Origin of the sequence: Mesorhizobium abyssinicae, assembly GCF_049887195.1 — a bacterium.
In the GTDB taxonomy this organism is placed as follows: domain Bacteria; phylum Pseudomonadota; class Alphaproteobacteria; order Rhizobiales; family Rhizobiaceae; genus Mesorhizobium; species Mesorhizobium abyssinicae.
This window is the reverse complement of record NZ_JARAKC010000001.1, coordinates 194,349-217,320: the sequence shown is the minus strand read 5'-3', so window position 1 is coordinate 217,320 and position 22,972 is coordinate 194,349. Positions and strand designations below refer to the sequence as shown.

The following is a 22,972-nucleotide window of genomic DNA, read 5'->3' as shown; positions in this document are numbered from 1 at the left end:
TTCACGCCTTTCCTTCTCCCCTGTGGGAGAAGGTGTATCGGCGCGCAGCGCCGAGACGGTTGAGGGGTGCGCGAAGGATCGCCGTCGCCGGCAGCTGGAGCATCTCCACAAGGGGAGAAGGAGGAGCGCCTCAGGTAATGCGCTGGATGCTCGCAGCGATCTCTTCCGGTTCGAAGACACGCTTCCAGTCGTCGCGCATCAGCACCGGCTTGCCGAATTCGATCGCCTTGTTGCAGGCGTCGGAGAACACGCCCTTGGTCTCGCCGAAGATGACGGCGCCGAGCACGTTCATGTGGCCGAGCAGGAAGTCGAGTGCGGCCTGCCGTTCGACGCCGCGCGCCACGACTTCGTCCATCGCCTCTTTCATGACGACCAGCAACGAGGCGCACACCGTCTCTGAAAGGCCGGGCTCCAGCAGCGCCATCTGCTCGACGGTGACGCGATGCGAGCGCATCACCGGTGCCCAGATGATCCGGGCGATCGCCTCGCCCTTGGCGTAGTCCGCCTCCGGCCCCTGCATCAGGGCGCTGACGAAATGTTGCTTGGCCTTGACGCCGCCGAAGAAGTCCTTCTTGGCCGCCATGTCGGTCTCGTCGTTGAAGATCGGCGGATGGCAGGGATGGGTGACGAAATAGGTGAGGTCGGGACGGTCCGGCAGATGGCCGGCGAAGGGAGCGGCGGCATCGAGAACCACCACCATCGTGCCCGCCGCCAGCTTGCTCTCGATGCTCGCCGCCACCTTGCCAATATGAGTGTCCGGAACGGCCAGGATCACCACGTCGGCACCTTTGAGCGCCTCGTCGGCGCTGACCGCATCGAAGCCCAGTCCGGTCTTCAGCCGCTCGCGGCCCGCCTCGCTGACCTCGACATGGCGGATCGTGTAGTCCGATCTGCGAAAATTGGTCGACAGGCGGTAGCCCATTTTGCCGCCGGCTCCGAACAGCGCAATCGTTGTCATCTATGCTTGCTCCCGTTTTCCAACGATGGCCGCGCCGATCGTCACGTTATCAACTGGTATAATCACTCTACCACAACATAGTGGTTTGACCAGAGCCTTCCTTGCCGTTTCGCAGGCCTGTCGCCAGTCTGTATTGCGGGATTGGCATCTCATATGGACGGTATCCGCGCCCAGCTGAAGACAATCGGGCTCGAGCCCTACGACTGCCTCAACCCCGGCCTGATGGACTACATCGCCACCTGGACGGCGAAGAAGTCCGGGGCGCTGCCGGAGTAAAGCACATAACTCTGCCTCGGGACCGGGCTTCAAAGCTCGGTCCTCGCTAGTTGGTTCCACTCAATCCAGGCGGGGCCATATCCTTAGGTAAGATTTGCCTATAAGCCTTCGGATTTGATGCAGCCCTAGCGTCAACCCGCACAAGGATGCCCTGGTAGCGTTGCGACATAAATGTTCGACCTTCAATCGACGAGAAATTCAGAGAAGCATCGCAGATGCGCAAGGCGATATTGCGCCTTCGATCAATCCGACGAACGCTATTGCCACTACTTGGTTTCGATGACTGGCACGAGGCGTTAAACGAGGCCGGAAGGCCTGTATGGGCGCCGGTATGCAGTTAAGTCGGACTCGTGGGAGTTCCGGGCGATGTCATCTGAAGAGGAAGTCAACGCTTTCTGGTGGTGCCAACCGCCCTATTGAATGCGGGGCTGCTGCAAGGCGGCGGGCTGCCTCTCGCCCCACAAGCCGGCGGGCGGTTCTAGGTCGAGTTTTCCATATCGCATCTAGCGGTCGCATCAAACCGGCCCTTGAGAGGCGGCGCTGCACATCAGCCAACGCGCTGCTACTCCATCGCAGGTCGACCATCCTACCGGCCCGTGACTCCAATCTTGCCAAGCCATAGTTTGACAAATTTGCGAAAGCACTAGGATTGCTAGTTCGATCCGCCAGCTCGGAATTCATTACCGCGATCGAGCTTCATGTGGACTGAGCTAATAATAAAAACTTATAACGCGCTTCGCGGCGCAACTCGCACGCCCTGTCTTGAAGACCTCCGCTATGTTACGGAATTGATATTCGAGAGGATTGCTCAAAGCTCTACTGCCTCTCGAAAATACGCAGCGCCACAGGTGACGCGTTCATCGATCTCGGAAAAGTTTTTCCCCTTTCATCGAGGGCGATGACGCACGCCTGGAAGCGTGAGCTAGGCATGGTCAAGGGAGGAATAACATGCGCGAACTTAATAAAGACGTTGGCATCAGGGTTCTCAATACGGCGAGTGGAATCCGTTGCTTGATGGCAACTGCGGCAGCAGCTCTGCTATGGGCGGGGCCCGCCAATGCCAAGGAACTTACCTTCGGCTATGTTCCGGCCAGCTTGGAGTATCCGTACAACGTGTCCACGGCCGACGGCTTCAAAGAGGCTGCGGCAGCAGCCGGCGTAAAAGCGGTCGTTCTCGATCCGCGCGGCAGTGTCGAAAAGCAGGGAAACGCTCTGGACGACCTGATCACCCAGAAGGTCGACGCCGTCGGCTTCCTCCCACTTGATTCCGTGGTGTCCGAATCCTTCGTCGACAAGCTCAACGCTGCGAAAATTCCGGTTGTCGCCATTGCTCTTCAGGTCGGCGACTCGGCGAAGCGGAAGGTCAACGATCCTTATCCGGGGTTGTCGGCGCTGGTCGCGACAGACAACTACAAGGCCGGCTATGTTTCCGGGGAAATGGCTGCCGGCATCCTGCCCAAGGACCACACGGCCAAGATCGGCATCGTGATGGGCGACCCGGCCTATACCATCGTCAAGCTCGATACGGAGGGCTTCCGCGCCGCGTTGGACAAGGCCGGCGCGAAATACGAGATCGTCGCCGAACAGCCGACCAACTGGACGCCGGACCAGGGCGAGTCTGTATGCCAGAACTTCCTGACGGCACATCCCGATTTGGACCTGATCTTCAGCCATGCCGACGACATGGCCATCGGCTGCGCTCGCGCCATCAGTGCTGCGAGTTCGAAAGCTACGCTGATTGCCACGGGCGGCGGTTCCAAGCTTGGCCACGACGCCATTCTGGCCGGCGAGATGTACGGGTCCGTCTGCACCCGGCCGAAGCTGCTCGGGAAGCTGATGTTCCAGGCCATGTATGAAGCAGCGACCAAGCCCGATACGCCCAAGGCTCGTTTCGTCAGCTACGACATGCCCCAGATCACAAAGGACAAGATCAACGATTGTCCGGAGCAGTGGTAGGATAGCTGTCGCAGCGATCCTATCTCGGGAGCATCGATCCATGCACCTTGACCAGCCGATCATGCAATTGCGTGGCGTCGCAAAAGCGTTCCCAAACGGGACGCTGGCGCTGCGCGGCGTCGATCTCGATATCAGGCCGGGCAGGGTGCATGGCTTGCTGGGCGCCAATGGCGCCGGCAAGTCTACTCTTATCAAAATCCTCTCCGGCGCATACCGCGCCACGCTAGGGGAAATCATCTGGCGGGGTCAGCCCGTTTCCTGGGATAGTCCCAAAGCCGCCAACGACATGGGTGTCGCGACAATCCATCAACACATCCCGCTGGTTCCAACTCTTTCCGTTTTGGAGAATGTTTTCCTCGGGAGCCACGGTCGTTGGCGGCGCTCCTCCAGCTCTCGGCTTCAGTTCGAAGAGTTATGCAAGCGCATCGGGTACCGGTTGGATCCGGGCGAATTGGTCGGCTCCTTGTCTATAGGGGCACGGCAGATGGTTTCCATCTTTCAAGCCCTTGGCACGGGCGCGGATCTGATCGTGATGGACGAACCGACCGCTTCGCTGGCGTTGGAAGAACGGGAACTGGTCTATGCAACGGTGAGGCTCCTATCCAAAGGAGAGAACAAGGCCATCCTGTTCGTTTCGCATTTTCTCGACGAAGTGATGTCTCTCACCGACGAGGTAACAGTGCTCCGTGACGGCAAGGCCGTGCTGCGGGCCGCAACGGCCGATCTAGACGAGAACCAGATTGCGGAAGCGATCGTCGGAAAGCAGATCGTCGCCCTAGAGCGCGAGGCACAGCAGCGCCATACCCTTGAGCCGGTTTCCGCGAACCAAGACCCTGCCTTGCGGGTGCGTGAACTCGCCTCGCCGGGCAAGCTCTCTGCCACGTCTTTTGATGTTGCGCGTGGCGAAGTCGTCGGCGTCGCTGGCCTGCTTGGTTCGGGTCGTAGCGAATTGCTTCACGCGATCTATGGTTCTGACAAGTACGCGACCGGCTCAGTCGTTGTCGACGGCAAGAGCCTACCTCGAAACACCGGCGCCGCGGTTAAGGCCGGCATCGGCCTGGTGCCTGAAGATCGTATGGCTCAAGGCCTCGTCCCCGACTTTGAGATCTGGCGCAACGTATCTCTCCCGGCCCTGCAGGGAGTATCTGTTTTCAATTCTCTTCCCGTGGCTCAGCGCGAGCGCGAGCGTGGTTGGGAAGCTATCCGCTTGCTCTCGATCAAAGCGGATTCTCCGGAAATCCTTGTGAAAGAACTGAGCGGAGGGAACGCCCAGAAGGTCACCATCGCCAAGTGGCTTTTCAGCGACGTGAAGCTTTTCCTTCTGGATGAACCCACGGCGGGGATCGATATCGGCGCCAAGACCGAGATTTTGCGCCTGGTCCGTCAACTCGCGGGGGAGGGCAAATCGGTCATCATTGTGTCGTCGGAGTTTGAAGAGCTTCTTGCCGTCTCCGACCGGATCCTTGTCATGCGAGATGGGCGGTGCATTGCCGAGCGAAAGATCCACGAGACGACAGAGACCGAACTACTGCTGCTGGCGGGCGGGCAAAGTGCAAACCCTGAAGCCTCAAACCTCCCAATCGACTCCTGAGTGACAGCGAGAAAAGCGATGAACACAGCAGGCTATACCCAGTCGCAAAATAATAACATGTCGCAGGTTTCCGCAACCAACCTGCCGAAAACGGATTGGCGTCGTTTGTTAGGCCTTCGCGAGATGGGCGTATACTACGCCTTGTTTCTCCTCATCATCACACTTGCGATCGTCACGACCTATCTAGGACGAGCGAACTATCTGAGCGTGCTTAATCTTTCCAATGTAATCTACCAATCTTCCCTCATCGCCATTATGGCCGTGGCCATGACAGTGGTGCTTATCAGCGGCAACTTCGATCTATCCGTCGCCTCGGTGGCGGCATTTGCGGCGGTTCTGCTGATAGGCAATGCCGATGCGATCGGGTTCTGGCCCGCTGCCGCATTGGCGCTGGCCGGGGCGATGGGCATAGGATTGATCAACGGTGTCATCGTTCAGTATGTCGGGATAAACGCATTTATCGTGACACTTGGCACCATGACCGCCGTACGCGGTCTCGTCCTCATCTATACCGATGGTCGCTCACTTTCGGCATCTGATCCCGCGGTCGTCGCAACGATGAAGGCCGTTGAGGGCGGTAGCCACGACGTGTTCTGGCTGTTGCTGGTCGCCGGTATCCTGCTTTTAGCCCTTGGCGCATCAGGCTTGTTCAAGGCCTACAGTGCCGGCGGCGCGTTGCGGCCGGTCTCCATTGGCATGGCGGCAGGGGGAGCTGCGTTTCTCCTCGTCGCTTGGGCTTGCGGCGGAGAGTTGGTTTTACGCAATCCCGTGATCTATATGGGATTATTTTCGGGCGCCGTCTGGTTTACGCTAGGCTACACAATGGTGGGACGTCGCATTTACGCTTCTGGAGGCAATCCCGAAGCAGCCCGCCTCTCCGGCATCAATGTCACACGCTACAAGCTGTTGGCGTTCGTATTCTGCAGTGCCACTGCGGGCCTTGCCGGAATCCTCTTCGCGAGCCGCTTGCGTTCGATCAATCCGGCGGGCCTGCAAGGTGCAGAGCTGACCGTTATCGCGGCGGCAATCCTGGGCGGCACATCGCTATTCGGCGGCGCGGGCAGTGTTGTGAAGACCCTCGCTGGCGCTTTGCTGCTCTATTCCCTGACCAACGGGTTCAACATCATGAATCTCGGCGCGAACTGGCAGGGCCTGATCGAAGGCATGGTGGTCGTTGCCGCAGCCGCTATCTACACCGTTGGCGGCAACAAGGCCAAGTCCAAGACAGGCGGCTGAAGCTCGGACATGAGCGATCTCGAACGCATCAGAATGGAATACAAGACATGACCAACATACCGCTCGTCGATTTTGTCGGGAAAGTCGCCTTTGTTACTGGCGCCGGCAGCGGCATCGGTCGTGCAACGGCCGTGGCCTTCGCCCGTGCCGGCGCGGCAGTGACCGTAGCAGATATCAGCGAAGAAGGCCTCCAGGGCACTGTGGCCGAAATCGAGGGATTCGGCGGCAAGGTCCTCTCGATCGTGTGTGACGTGACAAAAGCCTCGGATGTCAAATCCGCTCTCGACCTGACGGTAGCCACCTTCGGACGCCTCGATGCTGCCTTCAACAATGCTGGCATCGAACAGCCAGGCACAATGATCGCGGACATTTCGGAAGATCTCTTTGACCGGGTAATTTCCGTGAATCTCAAAAGTGTCTTTCTCTGCATGAAATACGAGATCGAAATCATGCTCGGCAACGGCGGCGGCGCCGTCGTCAATACGTCGTCAGGCGCCGGCGTGCTCGCCATCCGCCAGCAATCCGCCTACTGCGCTTCAAAGTTCGGTGTCACCGCGATGAGCAAGGCTGCTGCACTCGAATATGCGGACCAAGGTATTCGTGTGAATGCGATTTGTCCGGGTATCATCGATACTCCGATGATTGCCCGCTACACAGGCAACACCGAGGCAGGCAGAGCTCGAATTATCAAGCAGGAGCCGGTTGGGCGCATGGGGCGACCGGAGGAGATTGCTGGAACGGTGCTTTGGCTTTGCTCGGATGCGGGCGGCTTCGTCACGGGTCATGCGATGGTCGTCGACGGTGGGCAAACCGCCGGCATATAGATTTCTCGTTTCGGGTGACGTCAGGCTGCGGCGCGGATCAACTCACTTGCGTCCGGCAACTCCTCGAGGGAGCGAGCCAGGGATTCTGCGCGCAGAACCTTGGTCGCGGCGACAGGGGTCATGCTGACCGAAGCGCATTCCCTAAATTTTGCGCATATGTCATCCCATGACAGGGGATTGTCGGAATTGCCGGGCACGGCAATTCCCTCCCGGACCCAAGACCTTCCATCCCGCGCCAGGATTTGGACCCGACCCAACGGAAGTTCCAATTTCCAGTCCAGCGCTGGGTCGCTGATGAGATGCATCTTGCGTCCAACGGCCAGCACCTCGTGGTCGGACAGGCCGACGGAGGAAAAGTCCTTGACGCTCATGCCACGACGGACGATCGCGACAGAGACCAGGAATGGCAGGCTGAACTTCGCGTCTGCCAAGGTCGCCGGCGCGCGGCGTTCTTCCAAAGGTTGGCACATCAGGTCATGGTAGTCTCCAACGTGCAGTCGGATCTCGGAAATCTGTTCGGGTTGCAGATCGTTTTCCGTCATGATGTCGATAGCCGCTTTCATATGGCTATGCGCCGTTCCGACACACGGCCAGCGTTTGTAAAGCGTTCCGCTGCCAAGGAACTCGGAGCCGAGGTTCCGGACGATCGCCTGACGGTCATACTGGCCGTTGAAATACGTTCTCATAAAACCGTATTCACCCTCGAAAGCCTTATCGATGCCTGTAATTCCGCGTTCAGCCATCATTGCCGCGAGAACGGCTCCCCTGGCTGAAAACCCGGCATAGAGACCGCGCAGATCACTACCCCGGCCTGCAACCATCTCCATGATGCCGCTCGACTGCATCGTTGCGATACCGAGAGCATCGGCGGTCTGCTTAGGAGACAGCGACATCACCCTTGCCGCTGCGGCGGTTGCGGCAAACACTCCCAACACTGTTGAGAGGTTCCAGTCCTTTTTCCAACCTACGTTGCAGCGCAAGCGCGCGAAAATGTCCTGTCCTGCCGCGATCGCTGCTATCAATTCCTTTCCCGACACGCCGCCCTGCCGTTCGGCGACCGCTAAGACGGCAGGAACGATTGAACTCCCAGAATGCTGCCCCCACGGAGTTTGGTCGTCATAGTCAAGGCAATGCGCCAGGGCGCCATTGGCTAACGCTGCCGAGAGGGCAGGGACTTTGCCAGGCAAGCCGAGCACCGTGGACTGTGGTGCTCCAGCACTCTCTCGAATGATATCGATGACGCCGTGTACGGCCGGCTCCAGGCCACTCGCCGCCAACATGACCCCGATCGTGTCCAAAAGGGACTTTTTGGCCGCCTCGCGCGCATCGGAAGGAACATCATCGTAGCTGAGTTGGACCGTATGATCAGCCAGAACGTGTACAAGATCAGGGGCATCAGACATCGTAGGGCCTGCATTCAGATTGGACGACGGCCACATTAATCGGAGGCCGCATCTCAATGCCACGTTCCGGGCGATCTATCATTTCCCATGTCGACTTCGTCTGAGTGATATATAATCCAAAATTATATGCGAGGCCGCTCGCGTGCGTTTTGCGGTTTCAAAATTGATGTGAAGATGGAAACTTCCACCCCGTCCAATCGCAGTCATGTGCGGGTTGGGATGGGAAGAGCGGTTTGAACGTTCGCGTTAGGTTGAAGCTGCGGACGCGTTCTCGCCCTTGGCGCTTTCTAAGCAAATCGGCGTTTGGCGCCGCGCATTTTCTGCAGGATCTGCGGCCCGCAAAGGACCGCTACGCTAGCTATCTGTCTGGAGGCAGCATGGGAATTCTCTCTGGCAAGACGGTTCTGATCACTGGCGCCCTCGGCACGATCGGACAGGCCTTGGTGAAGCGCTATTGCGAAGAAGAAGCGAGAGTGATCGCCGCCGATCGCCCGGAAATGTCGGACGTTGACGCGACACTTGCCAAGCTTGGCGAAGGCGTGAGTTACTTCGGATGCGATCTCAACGATCTGGCGGGAACCGAGAAAGCGGTTACCGCGCTGGCGGAGGAGGTCGGCGGGATCGACGTTCTGGTCAACAATGCAGCGTTCGTCGTCAACAAGCCGCATGAGCAGTTCTCGATTGAAGAATACGAGCAAGAAGTTCGGATCAACTCCTCGGCCGCCTTCGTGATTTCGCGCGCTTGCAGCGTACACATGAAGCGGAAGAACTACGGCAAGATCGTCAACCTGACGTCGCTGACCCTCACAGGACATTGGGAGGGCTTCGTCCCCTATGTCGCCTCCAAAGGCGCCATGTACGGGCTCATCAAGTCAATGGCGCGCGAACTTGGGCACCATGGAATCAATGTGAACGGCATCTCACCTGGCGCGGTCGTGTCTGAAGCCGAGTGGCGGCATTTCGGCGAAAATCGTGAGAAATATCACCAATGGATTCTTGAACGTCAAAGTCTGAAGCGCAGGATCGAGCCGGTCGACATCGCAAACCTCGCGATCTTCCTCTCATCTTCCCACGCCGACCTCATTACGGGACAAGACATTCATTGCGACGGGGGCTGGTGAGTGATGAGTGTCTGCGGACGCCGGTGAATGAAATGATCGAACTTGAACCACAGCTCGTCGCCCAGGATTTCATGTTCCTGGAGGCGCCAAAGTGGCACCAGGGACTGCTCTGGCTGTCCGATGTTTTCGACCACAAGGTCTACGCGCTCACAGCCGAAGGACAACGCCGGAGGGTGTTCGATGTGCCGAACCGTCCTTCGGGGCTGGGATTTCTGGCGGACGGAACGCTGATCATCGTCTCGGCCAAGGATTGTAGGCTGCTTCGCCTCGATGGCGACAAGCTCAGTGAATATGCCGACCTGTCGAACCATGCGACAGGATGGCTGAACGACTTCGCCGTGGACCCGCAGGACCGCATCTACGTCGGCAATTTCGGCTATGATTTTGTTGCAGGCGAACCTCGCAAACCAACCTGGCTCCATCGCGTGGATCCCGGCGGGACCGTCGTGACGGTTGCTGACAATATCGACTTTCCAAACGGATCAGTTGTCATCAATGAAGGGCGAACGTTGATCGTCGCCGAAACGTGGGAGGGGCGGCTCACGGCGTTCGATATTGATGTGGCCGGAAACCTTGGCAATCGGCGGACCTTCGCCGATCTAGGCTCGCGACAGCCGGACGGCATCTGTGCTGATGTGCAAGGCGCAATCTGGGTCGGAATCTGCAATACGGGCGAGTTTGTGCGCGTTCTCGACGGCGGGGAAATCACCCACCGGTTCAAGTTCGCCGGGTCCGGCATCTCATGCACACTGGGAGGCGGCGACGGGAGCACGCTCTTTGCGACTGCCTTCATCGGTACAGACGATGATATGGCCGCTGGAAAACGCAATAGCGCAATCTTCAAAGTCGAAGTCGACGTTTCGAGCCCCGATACCGCTGGCGTGCAAGCTCGATAAGCTCTTTGCCGATCCACTTTGATCCAATGGATATAACAAAAAGCTATGGCCGTTCTCCAACGTTTGTTGCCGTTGAAAAGGGGGACCGATAGTTTCCGGTTCTGTTTCAAGAACGGCGCGGCCGGACATCAGACGAATGTATTCAGTCATTGCTTTTCCTGCCCTCGCAGGCATGTCTTACCCTCGATTGGAAGGCCTGGGTCTGGTGCGCGTCGTGGCCAGCCCGGAGGAGATTCCGGCCTTGCCAGAGGCGGACCGCGCCGACGTGCGGGTTCTGATGACCAGCGCGACACGCGGCTGCAGTGGCGAGATCGCGGACGCCTTGCCCAATCTTGGTTTCGTCGTATCGCAAGGGGTGGGACAGGAGCGCATCGACTTACAGGCATTGTCAAAGCGCAAAGTGCAGGTGCGGTGTGTCGGCGAGGCGCTGACCGACGATGTAGCGGATTTGGCGATGGCATTCACGCACATGCTATGTCGCAACCTCGTCAATGCCGACAGGTTTGCCCGCAGCGGAGAATGGCGCAAAGAGCGCTTCGTCCTTGGGGATAGCGTCGTCGGTATGACCATGGGCATCGCAGGTCTGAGCGGTCGGATTGGCCAGGCCATCGCGGCTCGGGCAACGGCTTCGCGCATGAAACTCGCCGCCCTCGATCGCCAGTCCAACGCCGGCTTGGGGGCCTCTCTGCATGACGGATGGTCTGCACTGGCAGCCGCATCTGATGTGTTGGTTCTCGCTGTTCCTGCGTCGCCCGGCCTCAGGCATGTAATCGGAGCTAGCCAACTTGAAGCGCTGGGACCGAAAGGCCGGCTCGTAAATGTTGCTCGCGGAAGCCTCGTTGACACCGACGCGCTGATTGAAGCGCTGGAGAACCGAGCCATTGCCGGGGCAGCGCTGGACGTCGTCGAGGATGAGCCGAACGTTCCGGAACGATTGGCCGCCTTGCCGAATGTGATTCTCGCTCCGCATATCGGTGCACAAACCTGGGGCCAGCGAGCGCGTGGTGCCGCGATCGCCGAGGACGCGGTGCTGTCCTTCCTGGATGGCAGTCTCAAGTGATCCCGGGCACGCAAGTCGCGCAGCGATTGTCGGCGAAGCCGTGACGCCGCGAATGTCGACTTCCGGAACCGGCTTCGCCGGCAGGTCCGCAAGGACTTAATACGGTAATCTGAAAAGGACCCTGCAACGTGAACGTCAAGGCAAAACCAATCTATCCGCGGATCGGCCTGCTGATCGATGGGGAGTGGATCTACGACCGTCCTCCAGTTTGCGACGTTGAGAATCCGAGCGATGAGTCCATTCTCGGACAAGTGCCCAAGGCGACTGCGGAGGACCTTCAAAACGCGCTCAAGTCCTCTGCCCGCGGCTTTGAGGTCTGGCGCAAGACGCCTCCTTCGGAACGCGCCGCGATCATGCACCGTGCCGCGGCAGTGGTGCGGGAGCGTGCAGCCGAAATCGCGCCGATTTTCACCCTCGAACAAGGCAAGACGCTGAGCGAATCTCTGGCGGAGATTGAAAGATCCGCCACCTTTCTCGACTGGGACGCGGAAGAAATCCGGCGCCTCTACGGCCGCATAGTTCCAACCGATCCACCCATCCAGCAATTCGTTGTGCGCGAACCGATCGGCCCGGTCGCGGCCTTTACGCCGTGGAACGTGCCGATGAGCGCACCATCGCGAAAGATCAGCGCATCGCTGGCGGCGGGATGCTCCATCATTCTCAAACCTGCCGAAGAAACCCCCGCGACCGCCTGTCTTTTCGCGCAATGTTTCCTCGACGCAGGGTTGCCCGCCGGCGTCCTCAACGTCGTTTTCGGTGACCCGGACGAAGTATCACGCACTCTGGTGCTGTCTCCAATCACACGACTTGTCACGCTGACTGGATCGATCGGAGTGGGCAAGCACCTGACGCGCCTTGCCGCTGAGACGATGAAGCCGGTTCTGATGGAATTGGGGGGGCACGCTCCTGTATTGGTCGATGAGGGCGTCGATGCAGAGGAAGTCGCGCGGCTTGCCACCAACTGGAAATTCAGGATGGCGGGACAGTTCTGCTCGGCGCCATCCCGATTTCTCGTCCATGAGTCGGTCTATGAAAACTTTGTCGACAGCCTGGCGGCCAAGGCCGGAGCACTCAAGGTCGGTGACGGTTTTGCGGATGGCGTGCAGATGGGACCACTCGCCAACAATCGTCGCCTGGGCGCCATGGCGGATTTCGTCCATGATGCTGTGGCCCGAGGCGCCCGGGTCGTTACCGGCGGCAGTCGGGTCGGAAACCGCGGTTGGTTTTATGCACCGACGGTGCTGGCGGACGTCCCCCTCGAGGCGAAGATCATGAATGAAGAGCCATTTGGCCCGCTCGCGCCATGCGCGCCGGTCGCCTCGATGGATGAGGCTCTGGAAATCAGCAATAGCCTCAGCATGGGCTTGGCCGCGTTCGTCTTCTCAAACTCGGTCGAGCGGACGGACTATCTATCGCGGGAGCTTCAGGTTGGTTCTGTTGCGGTCAATGTCTTTACCAGCCCTGGAGCGGACGCGCCCTTCGGTGGCTATCGTGAAAGCGGTATCGGCCGCGAGGGTGGTCCGGAGATGTACCAAAGCTATACGGTGGCCAAGACGATCGCCGAACGTCGCGCGAGGGTGTGAGTTTCGGTCTCCCCGAAGACTCCCCTTCACGGGACAGGGAGGATAGGCTTAGTTTATGGAGATCGACCCCAAGAAGCTGCTCTACCTTGCGACCATCATCGAGCACGGCAGCCTGAACCGCGCGGCCAAACTGCTTGGGATATCACAGCCGGCGTTGTCGACCTCGATGGACCGGCTGGAGGCATCTGTAGGAATGCAGCTGCTCGAACGTGGGCCCAACGGCGTCGTCACCACAAAACAGGGTGACATTCTCTACTGTTACGCGAGGCTGATCCGCGAAGAAATCCAGTTGGCGGAGCGCGACCTTCGAAATGTCCTTGAGGGCCAGGCGGAGTCAATTCGCATCGGCAGTTTGCCCAGCCTTGCCAGTAGGATCATGCCACTGGCGCTGAGCCGATGGCGTGAGACCTACCAGGACGCCCGTTTGCAGGTGGTTGAAAATGCGCAGATCGATCTGTTGACCGGATTGCTGCGCCGCGATTTCGATTTCGTGATCGGCTTGACCGAGGTCTTCGATATGCTCGACGGACTCCGCCAGCGCGTGTTGTTTCGCGACACGCTGTGCGTCATTGCCAGTCCCAATCATCCGCTGCAGGGTGTCACCGACCTCACCTGGGAGCAACTCGTCCGGTATCCGTGGATCAGTCCGACGTCACGGCGCACACATACCGTGCTGGACAACATTGTGCGGACGATGAAGGTAGAGCTTCCGGTGCAGGTCACGGTCTGCGGATCCGTATCGCTGCTGAAGTCACTGGTGGCCGAAACGGACCATTTGGCACTCCTCCCCGCCCATGCTGTGCGAACGGAGGTGGCCGAACAACGTTTGCTCTCGCTTCCGTTCGAGGATCCGGCGCTGAAGCGCGACATCGCGGTATTCTTCCGCGAAGGATACGAAATGGATCAGCCGCGTCGCGACCTCGTGTCCTGCGTGGAGCAGATCGGGCTCGAGCTTTGCCACGAGAAGGTTTCGGAATAGTCCGGATGGAAACGGGCTTGATTCCATCCGGGCAGTCTCTTCCGAGGCAGTTCGGTCCGTCAGAACTTCGGCAACGTGACAGAGAAGAACAGGGCTTCGTCCTGCGCCTCGATGTTCAGCGGGCTGTCAGACGGAAGCAACTCGATCGCGGTTTTCTCCCCGTAGGTCTTGCCGTGTACCGTGACCTTGCCCTTGCTCATGAAGAGCACTTCGATTGCCGCTCGCGTCCCGGTGTTGAAGGTTGCGCCGGCCTCGACCTTGATGAGGCTGATACGAATTCCCCGTTCGGTGAAGGTGCCCAGGAGCTTGGTGAAGATGCCGGCGGCCTGGGTCTCGATCCAGGCATAGGACTCTGAGTTCATCAGCACGATGTCGTCATAGCGAGGCGGTGCGAAAACCAGCTTCTTGCCAGTCGCTTCCTCGAAGCATGCGGCAGAACCGTCCATGTTGTGCTTTTGGCCTTTTTCATCGAGCCAGGTGAAAACGCCATTCTTGAATTCGCCCTTGGCCTTCAGCGCTTCGTTGGCGGCTTCCCTGCGTGGTGTACTCAAAAAGCCGGATCCGCTGGCTCCCCCAAACTGGATCACCATCATCTCCAATCCCTCGGGGCGATCCTGCGGTCCGTAGTGGACGCTCTCGGGAAAGTACCCCACCGAACCTTCATCCATGATCTTGGTGGGGGAGGCGGGATACTTCCCCTTCAGGACGTAGCGAATCTGATCGAAATTGTGCCGGTGGCGAGGGGTGCCCCAACCGCCAGATCCCGTCAGGCCCACGTTGAGAAGGTAGTTGTTCGGCGAGTCGTCGTCGCCCTGCAAAAGGAACTTCTGATCGAGGGTTCCTTCCCGCATTGAACCAACCCGGCCACCCTCTGAAGTTGCAGCTTCCGAGATACGCATGTTCGCTCCTCTTACGTCATCATGTTCAAAGTTATTTGGCTGCCCTCAAATAACGCAAAACAGTGCCAGTGCGTATCCGCAGTGTTTGGTGGCTATAACGTCTTGTTATTCCCGGCGTCGGCGCCGCTTGGGGAGCACTTGATACCTCCGCATGTTGGCTTCAAAGTCTTGAGCGAATGCCTCTTCAGCGGCGCGATAGTGCGACGCGACTGCATTGTCAGTTTTGGATTCTTTATGCCCAGTCTGGAAATCTCACCGCAAAACCTGGCGAAAACCAAGATGGAGTCAGGGGAACTTGCCGTCGGCATGGTCGTCCGGCTCATGCGCGGCGTTGAAGTAGCGGCAATCGCGAAGAGTGCAGGCTTCGACTGTCTTTATGTCGATCTGGAACACTGCAGTTTCTCACTGGAGACGGTAAGCCAAATCTGCATCGCAGCGACTGCGCTCGGCGTGACGCCTATGGTTCGTGTAGCCGGCACGGACAAGGCGGAGATTGGCAGGACGCTGGAAACGGGGGCCCAGGGAATTATCGTTCCCCATATCGAGAATCGGGCCGAGGCAGAACAGGTCGTTGAGGCGGCGCGGTTTTCGCCTTTAGGGGACCGCTCTCTCCTGGCGACCAGCCCTCACACTCTGTTCCGCGGTGGACCTGCCGGCGAGGTCATGCGGCGGCTGAACGAATCGACGCTTGTGACCGGCATGATCGAATCCGTCACAGCGGTGGAAAACGCCGAGGAAATCGCCTCGGTTGAAGGCATCGATATGCTGCTGGTCGGCACGAACGATCTTTGCAACTCACTCGGCGTGCCGGGCCAGCTCGATCACCCCAAGGTTCGCGAAGCTTATGCCCATGTAGCGGCGGCTTGTCGGGCTAAGGGCAAGCATCTTGGCGTCGGAGGGCTGAACTCTCGGCCTGATATAGCCAGGGAGATGATTGCGATTGGAGGGCGATACGTCTCCGCGGGAAGCGACACTGGCTTCCTGATGAGCGCGGCAACTGCCGCCGCGAACGCTTTCCGGTGAATTCACAATGCGACACGTGCGGTCGGCAGTGTAGCTCGTATGTTCCGCTGCCAACTCGGTTGGAGCTGAACCATAACTCACTGACGGCCAGAAAGTTTGGAGGAACACAGGTGGATACGAGCGATGTCGAGGATCGGGTGTCTAGCGTCAATCGAGAGGCGCGAGACTTCAGCGTGAAAGATCGTGTCGTCCTGATCACTGGCTCAGGCCAGGGAATCGGCCGTGAACTCGCTCGACAGTTCGCTGCGGCTGGTTCGGTTGCGGTGATCGCAGACGTAAACGCCGCTAGCGCCAAGGCAGTTGCGGCCGAAATCCAAGCCGAAGGATTAAAGGCGAAACCGATATCAGTCGATGTCGCCGACGAAGCGTCTGTCAACGCCATGGTCAAGGCAGTCGTTGATGAATTCGGCCGCTTGGACGCGCTTGTCAACAACGCCTCGCTCTTCTCAAGCCTTGCAAAGCGACCCTTCGACCAGATCCCGTTGGCAGAGTGGCGGCGTGTCATGGACGTCAATATTACGGGCGTTTTCCTGTGCGCTCGCGCGGTAGCCGAGACGATGAAGAAGCAGTCGTTCGGTCGCATCATCAACATCTCTTCCGACTCCGTGCATCGCGGCACGAAGAACTACCTTCACTACGTGACGTCCAAATCGGCGCTGATCGGGATGAGCAACTCGCTGGCCCGAGAATTTGGCCCGCACGGGGTCACCGTCAACTGCATTCGCCCGGGCACAGTCGAGACGGAGGTCGAAGAGCGCATGACGAACCTGACGCCCGAAGTGCGCCAGCGCAACATCGATCTCCAATGCATCCCGCGGACCATCGTGCCGTCCGACCTTGCAGGGCTTATCATGTTTCTGACCACGCCGGCTGCCTCGTTCATCACCGGCCAAACCATCGCTTGCGATGGTGGCTACACGCACAGCTTCTGACGAAAAGGCCGGCAGAGGGCAATCATGGAACACTACGGCCAACATTATATCGACGGCGCATGGGTGGACCCCGCCCATTCAGGTCGCAGAGAGCTCATCGATCCCGCGACGGAGACGCCCTTCGCTTCGGTGGCGACCGGTGGCAGCGCCGAGGACGTCGACAAAGCTGTTGCGGCTGCACGACGCGCCTTCGAAAGCTATTCGGTGACGACACCCATCGAGCGGATCGAATTGCTCGACCGCATCATCTCCGCCTACGAAACCTGCGTCGACGAAATTGCCGATGTGATGGCCCAGGAAGTCGGTATTCCGGTTAGTGCCAAAGCCCAGGCAACTGGCCCGGTTGGCCACATGAAGGTGGCTCGCGATCTCCTGAAAACTTACAGCTTTCAAACGCAGTTGGCCGATACGATCATCCGTCGCGAACCTATCGGCGTTTGCGCACTTGTGTCGCCCTGGAACTGGCCGGTTCAGACGCCAACCATCAAGGCGATCTACGGGCTTGCCGCGGGCTGTAGCGTGGTCCTCAAGCCTTCGGACGCGTCTCCCGTCAGCGCGGTCATGCTTGCGCGCGTGTTCGAGATGGCCGGAGTGCCAAAAGGTGTTTTCAACCTGGTACTCGGCAAGGGCAGCGTCGTCGGCCAGGCGCTGTCCGAGCATCAGGACGTCGACATGATCTCGTTTACGGGCTCTACAAGGGCCGGCATCAAGGTCAGTGAAGCGGCTGCCAACACTGTGAAGCGCGTTTCGCTGGAACTCGGAGGGAAATCAGCCAACATCGTCCTCGAAGACGCGGACCTCGAGCGAGCCGCGCGCTGGAACATACAGCGTTGCTTCTTCAATACCGGGCAATCGTGTCACGCGCCAAGCCGCATGCTCGTGCACAAGAGCCAGATGGATCGCGTGATCCCATTTCTGCTCGACGAAGTCGGTCGATTTCGCATTGGAGATCCGCGCGATCCAACCACGACGATGGGACCGGTTGTGAACCAAGCGCAATTCGAAGGCATCCAAGGCTACATTCGAGATGGCCTGGAAGAGGGCGCCAGGATGGTCTGCGGCGGCCTCGGCAGGCCCGATGGACACGAGCAGGGTTATTTCACGCAGCCGACCGTATTCGTCGACGTGAGCCCAGATATGACGATTGCCAAGGAAGAGATCTTCGGACCCGTCTTGGTTGTGATCCCCTATTCCAGCGAGGAGGAAGCGGTGCAGATCGCCAACGACGGCCCCTATGGCCTCGGCGGATATGTTTTCGGTCGCGACCGCAAGAAGGGCTACGAATTCGCAAGCAGGTTGCGCGCCGGGCGCGTCAGCTTCAACGGCGCGGCTAGCAATTCCGTGACACCCATGGGCGGATATAAGCAATCTGGGATCGGGCGCTCGATGGGAGAACTTGGGCTGGAAGAGTATCTGGAAGTGAAGTCGGTCTACGGGTTCGAGGAAGAAGCCGCCGCTTTGCCCAGGTACGGAAGTCGGCCACTGTGATGCGACAATATTCAATTGCCGCGATCCCGGCTGATGGGATCGGCCCTGAGGTCATCGACGCAGGGCTTGAAGTGCTCGAGGCATTAAGCCGGAAGGCAGGCGACTTTTGCCTTCACGTCACGCGCTATGATTGGGGTTCAGAGCGCTACAAGACCCACGGCAAAATGATGCCGGACGATGGGCTTGAGCAACTCAAAGCCCACGACGCGATCTATTTCGGCGCGGTCGGCGCCCCCCAGATACCTGACCACATCACTCTTTGGGGACTTAGACTGGCGATCTGCCAGGGCTTCGATCAATACGCGAATGTGCGCCCAACCCGGATATTGCCGGGTATCTCCGGTCCCTTGCGCGGCAGGGGCCCTGGCGATCTCGATTGGGTCATCGTTCGCGAGAACTCGGAAGGTGAGTATGCCGGGCACGGCGGACGCGTCCACCGCGGCATGCCGGAAGAAGTTGCAACCGAAGTCGCCATCTTCACGCGCCACGCCGTCACGCGCATCATGCGCTATGCGTTCCGATTGGCGCAGTCCCGCCCCCGCAAATTGCTCACTGTCGTGACCAAATCAAATGCCCAGCGGCACGGCATGGTCATGTGGGACGAGATCGCGGCGGAGGTTGCGCGAGAATTCGCCGACGTAACCTGGGACAAAATGCTCGTCGATGCGATGACCGTCCGGATGACACTGCATCCCGAAAGCTTGGACACCATCGTAGCGACGAACCTGCACGCGGACATCCTCTCTGACCTTGCCGGAGCCCTTGCGGGCAGCCTGGGCGTGGCCCCAACGGCAAATATCGATCCAGAGCGACGGTTTCCTTCCATGTTCGAACCCATTCACGGCTCGGCCTTCGATATCGTCGGAAAGGGTATCGCCAATCCGGTTGCTGCCTTCTGGACCGGCTGCCAGATGCTCGAGCATCTCGGGGAGATCGATGCGGCCTCCCGCCTGATGAAAGCGATCGAAACGGTCTGCGCAGCCGGGGTCTTGACACCTGATGTCGGCGGGACTGCGACAACCCAGGAGGTCACCGAGGCGGTAATAGCCGCGATTAGAGGTAGCAACACTTGACCAATCGAAGCGGACCACAGGTCATGAAAGTAGGCGTAGTTGGACTTGGCTCGATGGGGTTCGGCATTGCCACGTCGCTGCTTCGTTCGGGCCACGATGTGTATGGCGCCGACGTCAACGCAGAAGCAGTCGAACGCTTGCGTGCCATGGGCGGATCGAACGTGGATCCCGAATCCGCCGCCGCGGAGCTGAATGCCCTTGTCGTTGTTGTCTTGAATTCAGACCAAACCGAAGAGGTGCTGTTCGGTGATCGCGGGCTGGTCTCCGAGCTGGCACCAGGTGCAGTCGTGATCATGTGTGTGACTGTCGCCCCCGACTATGCACGCAGCGTCGCCAATCGATGCGCGACGCGCGGCCTGCATTTTCTCGATGCACCCATTTCAGGAGGCGCGGTGAAGGCGGCGAATGGCAAACTGTCCATCATGGCCTCCGGCGCACCGCAAGCCTTCGCCGCAGCTCGCCCTGCTCTCGACGCTATGGCCGAGAAGGTTTTCGAATTGGGAGACAGCGCCGGGGCTGGATCAGCCATGAAGGCGGTCAACCAGATGCTGGCCGGGATCCACATAGCGGCGATGGCTGAAGCAATTACATTCGGCATGACCCAAGGTATCAGCCCAGAGACCTTTCTAGAGGTGATCCCGGTTTGCGCGGGTACAAGCTGGATGCTGGAGAATAGGGCTCCGCACGTGGTTGAAGGCGACTACACGCCGCGCTCGGCGATCGATATCTGGCCGAAGGACCTCGGCATTGTACTGGACGTTGCTCGGAAATCTAAGTTTGCGGCACCCATAACGGCAGCCGTCCTGCAGCAATTCATTGCGGCGGCAGGCATGGGCCTGGGACGCGAGGACGACGCCGCAGTGGCGAAAGTTTATGCTCGTACCACTGGCCTCAAACTGCCTAGGCAGGAGATGCCCGAGACGGCCGATAGGGAGACGGGCTGGAGGCCATGACCACCTTTTTCGGCGCAATTGCGGATGATCTTACTGGTGCGACCGATCTGGCCGGTCTTCTCGCGCGCTCCGGAGTGCGGGTTTCGTTGCGCATGGGCGTGCCCAACGAGTCGCCCACGGACACTGCCGCACTTGAGATCATCGCCCTCAAATGCCGCAATGCCCCGACCGAGGAAGCTGTCAACCAGACCCTTGCCGCTCTCGATTGGCTGCGTCGGGCGGGTGCCGAGCGGTTCTTCTGGAAGTACTGCTCGACTTTCGATTCGACGCCGCGTGGCAATATAGGTCCTGTGGCGGAGGCGCTCATGCGGGCGCTCGGAACGACCCAAACCATTTACTGCCCGGCTTTTCCCGAAAATGGCCGCGCAATCTTCATGGGAAATCTGTTCGTAGGCGAGCAACCGCTCTCCGAAAGCTCCATGAAGGATCATCCTTTGACGCCAATGAGGGATTCCAACCTCATGAGGCTCCTTGAACCGCAGGTGACCGCGCCCGTCGGACTGGCCAACAGGCTCGTTGTAGCGACAGGCCCAGAGGCGCTCCGCGCAAGACTCGCGCAACTCCATGCCGAGGGTGTGGCCCACGTCATCATAGACGCTGTGGCCAATGACGATCTCCGCACAATCGGCCTTGCTTGCCACGACATGAAGCTCCTGACCGGCGGAAGCGCAGTGGCCATGCCTTTGCCGCAGATATGGCTGGACGAGGGTGTCCTCACCCGAAACGAGGGGAGAGAAAGGCGGCGCGCCGAAGACGGAATGGCAATCGTTCTTTCGGGCAGTTGTTCGGCCATGACAAACCGACAAGTCTCGGCCTACCTCGCAAGTGGTCGGCCGGGCTTACGGCTGGATCCTCTCCGTATAGCGCAGAACGGCTCGGACGAGGTTCTGGATTGGTTGTCGAAACAAGCGCCGGATGCAGCCCCGATTGTCTATGCGACTGCTGAGCCCAGTGCCGTTCGGGCGGCGCAAGGAACCCTTGGCGTTGATCGGGCCAGCCTGCTGGTCGAACGCACTCTGGCCGCCTGCGCCGTCAAAGCTCGTGAACTCGGTGCACGACGCTATGTCGTGGCCGGCGGAGAGACGTCTGGAGCAGTCGCCAGGGCGCTCGGTATAACCAAGCTCGATGTTGGAATCGAAATCGCGCCGGGGGTCCCGTGGTGCTTTGCCCGAACGGGGGGCCATGACGTTGCCGTGGCGTTGAAGTCTGGGAATTTTGGCAGTGAAGCCTTTTTCAGTCATGCGCTGGAGGTGTTGGACAAGTGACGCAGAACGCTCGCCTGCGCGAACAAATATGCACGTTGGCCAAGTCGATGTTCGACAGAGGGCTGACACACGGCTCGACGGGTAATATTTCGGCTCGAACGGACGACGGGGGTCTGTTGGTATCGCCTACCGGCACCAGTTTCGGGCGGCTCAACCCAGGCCGTCTCAGCCATTTCGACGCGCAGGGGCGACACATAGACGGCGATGCTCCCACCAAGGAAATGCCGCTCCACTCCGCCTTCTACGAAACCAGAAATCAGACTGGCGCGGTCGTGCATTTGCATAGCTGTCACGCGGTCGCCTGGTCGATGCTGAGCGATCTCGATGAAGACAATTTCCTGCCGCCGCTGACACCTTATGCCGTGATGCAGCTCGGCCGCGTGAAACTGTTGCCGTTCTTCCGCCCCGGTGATCCGGCGATGGGCAACGCGGTTCGCGGTTTGGCCGGCAAGCGATCCGCCGTGATGCTCGCCAACCACGGGCCGGTCGTTGCCGGGAAAGATGTCGAAGCGGCGTGCAATGCGATCGAGGAATTGGAAGCCACGGCGCGTCTTGCTCTGCTGTTGCGCGGCCTTGGGCCGCGCCTGCTCACCGGCCCGCAAATTCGTGAAGTGGTCACTGCTTTCAATATCGAGTGGGACGCATGAAGTTCTCGGCCAATCTAGGCTTTCTGTGGTCAGACCGTTCGCTGCCAGAGGCTATTCGCGCCGCCGGCGCAGCCGGATTCGACGCGGTTGAATGCCATTGGCCCTTTGATACTCCAGCGTCTGCGACGAAGGCCGCCTTGGAAGACGCCGGCCTCTCCATGCTCGGTCTGAATACAAGGCGGGGGAAAACCGGAGCCGGGGAAAATGGTCTCGCAGCCTTGCCTGGCCGTCAGGGGGAAGCACGTTCGGCAATCGACGAGGCGCTTGCCTATGCCACCGAGATCAAAGCTTCGGCCGTCCACGTCATGGCCGGAAACTGCAGCGGACCGCGCGCCCGAGCCGCATTCACCGAAAACCTTATCTATGCCTGCGATGCGGCCGGCGATACGATCACTGTTCTGATCGAGCCGCTGAACCACTACAATGCCCCTGGCTACTTCCTGGGCACAACGTCGCAAGCCATGGATATCATCCGTGAGGTCGGTCGGCCCAACCTGAAGCTGATGTTCGATTGCTACCATGTTCAGATCATGGAGGGAGATGTGACGAGGCGGCTTGTGTCGTTGCTTCCGTTCGTTGGGCATATCCAAATCGCATCAGTGCCGGATCGCGGTGAACCAGACCATGGCGAACTCGACTACGCCCACGTCCTGCCGCGCATAGCCGAACTGGGTTGGGTCGCTCCGATTGGAGCGGAATACCTGCCGCAAGGCGGTGCGAAGCCAGATCTTTCATGGCTCGCTCGCCATCGATGACAAAAAGAAACGGCGCCGCGGGCATTCCATGAGCGGACGAGCAGAAAAGGATGA

At 59.4% G+C, this 22,972-nt stretch carries 20 protein-coding genes and 1 pseudogene; 18 read left to right on the top strand and 3 right to left on the bottom strand.

Annotated elements, in window-relative coordinates; translation table 11 throughout:
• Positions 1-130: 130 nt before the first annotated feature.
• Positions 131-958 (bottom strand): phosphogluconate dehydrogenase C-terminal domain-containing protein, encoded by an 828-nt coding sequence (locus PU724_RS00915; RefSeq protein WP_006205031.1) that lies wholly within the window; start codon positions 956-958, stop codon positions 131-133.
• Positions 959-1,111: 153 nt separating this feature from the next.
• On the opposite strand from PU724_RS00915, the pseudogene PU724_RS00910 reads away from it, so the two are divergent.
• The 5 genes and pseudogenes from PU724_RS00910 to PU724_RS00890 form a co-directional block, all read left to right on the top strand.
• Positions 1,112-1,234 (top strand): annotated as a pseudogene (locus PU724_RS00910) (S-(hydroxymethyl)glutathione synthase); the annotation flags it as partial.
• Between the two features lie 1,014 nt (positions 1,235-2,248).
• Positions 2,249-3,190 (top strand): sugar ABC transporter substrate-binding protein, encoded by a 942-nt coding sequence (locus PU724_RS00905; protein WP_426213037.1) that lies wholly within the window; start codon positions 2,249-2,251, stop codon positions 3,188-3,190.
• A 40-nt stretch (positions 3,191-3,230) separates the two neighbouring features.
• Positions 3,231-4,781: a sugar ABC transporter ATP-binding protein gene (locus PU724_RS00900; RefSeq protein WP_354419198.1), complete on the top strand. Its 1,551-nt coding sequence runs from the start codon at positions 3,231-3,233 to the stop codon at positions 4,779-4,781.
• 18 nt (positions 4,782-4,799) lie between these two features.
• Positions 4,800-6,017 carry an ABC transporter permease gene (locus PU724_RS00895; RefSeq protein WP_354419196.1) on the top strand — a complete coding sequence of 406 codons (1,218 nt, stop codon included), beginning with the start codon at positions 4,800-4,802 and terminating at the stop codon, positions 6,015-6,017.
• Between the two features lie 47 nt (positions 6,018-6,064).
• Positions 6,065-6,841 (top strand): glucose 1-dehydrogenase, encoded by a 777-nt coding sequence (locus PU724_RS00890; protein ID WP_127282740.1) that lies wholly within the window; start codon positions 6,065-6,067, stop codon positions 6,839-6,841.
• A gap of 20 nt (positions 6,842-6,861) precedes the next feature.
• Here the strand turns inward: PU724_RS00890 and PU724_RS00885 are convergent, their stop codons facing one another.
• The gene (locus PU724_RS00885) at positions 6,862-8,244 is read right to left on the bottom strand and encodes an MmgE/PrpD family protein (protein ID WP_354419194.1); all 1,383 of its coding nucleotides are present in this window, start codon (positions 8,242-8,244) and stop codon (positions 6,862-6,864) included.
• Positions 8,245-8,621: 377 nt separating this feature from the next.
• Here PU724_RS00885 and PU724_RS00880 point away from each other — a divergent pair, with 377 nt between their 5' ends.
• From PU724_RS00880 to PU724_RS00860, 5 genes are all read left to right on the top strand, one after another.
• The gene (locus PU724_RS00880; RefSeq protein WP_127282738.1) at positions 8,622-9,365 is read left to right on the top strand and encodes an SDR family oxidoreductase; all 744 of its coding nucleotides are present in this window, start codon (positions 8,622-8,624) and stop codon (positions 9,363-9,365) included.
• Positions 9,366-9,397: 32 nt separating this feature from the next.
• Positions 9,398-10,261 (top strand): SMP-30/gluconolactonase/LRE family protein, encoded by an 864-nt coding sequence (locus PU724_RS00875; protein WP_292167415.1) that lies wholly within the window; start codon positions 9,398-9,400, stop codon positions 10,259-10,261.
• A 136-nt stretch (positions 10,262-10,397) separates the two neighbouring features.
• On the top strand, positions 10,398-11,321 hold the full coding sequence (locus tag PU724_RS00870) for an NAD(P)-dependent oxidoreductase (protein ID WP_127282736.1): 924 nt from the start codon (positions 10,398-10,400) through the stop codon (positions 11,319-11,321).
• A gap of 128 nt (positions 11,322-11,449) precedes the next feature.
• A complete protein-coding gene (locus PU724_RS00865; RefSeq protein ID WP_354419192.1) occupies positions 11,450-12,904 on the top strand; it encodes an NAD-dependent succinate-semialdehyde dehydrogenase in 1,455 nt (484 codons plus the stop codon).
• Positions 12,905-12,959: 55 nt separating this feature from the next.
• Positions 12,960-13,883, top strand: coding sequence for a LysR family transcriptional regulator (locus PU724_RS00860; protein ID WP_292167419.1), 924 nt, complete (start codon positions 12,960-12,962; stop codon positions 13,881-13,883).
• A gap of 59 nt (positions 13,884-13,942) precedes the next feature.
• On the opposite strand, the gene PU724_RS00855 is transcribed toward PU724_RS00860, so the two are convergent.
• Positions 13,943-14,782, bottom strand: a complete 840-nt coding sequence (locus PU724_RS00855) for a hypothetical protein (RefSeq protein ID WP_292167421.1) — start codon at positions 14,780-14,782, stop codon at positions 13,943-13,945.
• A 21-nt stretch (positions 14,783-14,803) separates the two neighbouring features.
• On the opposite strand from PU724_RS00855, the gene PU724_RS00850 reads away from it, so the two are divergent.
• The 8 genes from PU724_RS00850 to PU724_RS00815 all read left to right on the top strand — a co-directional run bounded on the left by PU724_RS00850 (position 14,804) and on the right by PU724_RS00815 (position 22,918).
• The gene (locus PU724_RS00850) at positions 14,804-15,805 is read left to right on the top strand and encodes an HpcH/HpaI aldolase family protein (protein WP_354419190.1); all 1,002 of its coding nucleotides are present in this window, start codon (positions 14,804-14,806) and stop codon (positions 15,803-15,805) included.
• Between the two features lie 110 nt (positions 15,806-15,915).
• Positions 15,916-16,737, top strand: a complete 822-nt coding sequence (locus PU724_RS00845) for an SDR family NAD(P)-dependent oxidoreductase (protein ID WP_292167425.1) — start codon at positions 15,916-15,918, stop codon at positions 16,735-16,737.
• 24 nt (positions 16,738-16,761) lie between these two features.
• Positions 16,762-18,225 carry an aldehyde dehydrogenase family protein gene (locus PU724_RS00840; protein ID WP_127308683.1) on the top strand — a complete coding sequence of 488 codons (1,464 nt, stop codon included), beginning with the start codon at positions 16,762-16,764 and terminating at the stop codon, positions 18,223-18,225.
• Positions 18,225-19,298: a tartrate dehydrogenase gene (locus tag PU724_RS00835; protein ID WP_354419188.1), complete on the top strand. Its 1,074-nt coding sequence runs from the start codon at positions 18,225-18,227 to the stop codon at positions 19,296-19,298. The genes PU724_RS00840 and PU724_RS00835 overlap by 1 nt, the downstream gene beginning before the upstream one ends.
• A gap of 23 nt (positions 19,299-19,321) precedes the next feature.
• Complete coding sequence (ltnD, locus tag PU724_RS00830; protein ID WP_354419187.1) at positions 19,322-20,251, top strand: L-threonate dehydrogenase; 930 nt, start codon at positions 19,322-19,324, stop codon at positions 20,249-20,251.
• Positions 20,248-21,516 (top strand): 3-oxo-tetronate kinase, encoded by a 1,269-nt coding sequence (gene otnK, locus PU724_RS00825; protein WP_354419185.1) that lies wholly within the window; start codon positions 20,248-20,250, stop codon positions 21,514-21,516. Before ltnD ends, otnK begins: the two co-directional genes overlap by 4 nt.
• Positions 21,513-22,163, top strand: coding sequence for a 3-oxo-tetronate 4-phosphate decarboxylase (gene otnC, locus PU724_RS00820; protein WP_127282727.1), 651 nt, complete (start codon positions 21,513-21,515; stop codon positions 22,161-22,163). The genes otnK and otnC overlap by 4 nt, the downstream gene beginning before the upstream one ends.
• Positions 22,160-22,918: a hydroxypyruvate isomerase family protein gene (locus tag PU724_RS00815; protein WP_127282726.1), complete on the top strand. Its 759-nt coding sequence runs from the start codon at positions 22,160-22,162 to the stop codon at positions 22,916-22,918. Before otnC ends, PU724_RS00815 begins: the two co-directional genes overlap by 4 nt.
• The last annotated feature ends 54 nt before the right edge of the window (positions 22,919-22,972 follow it).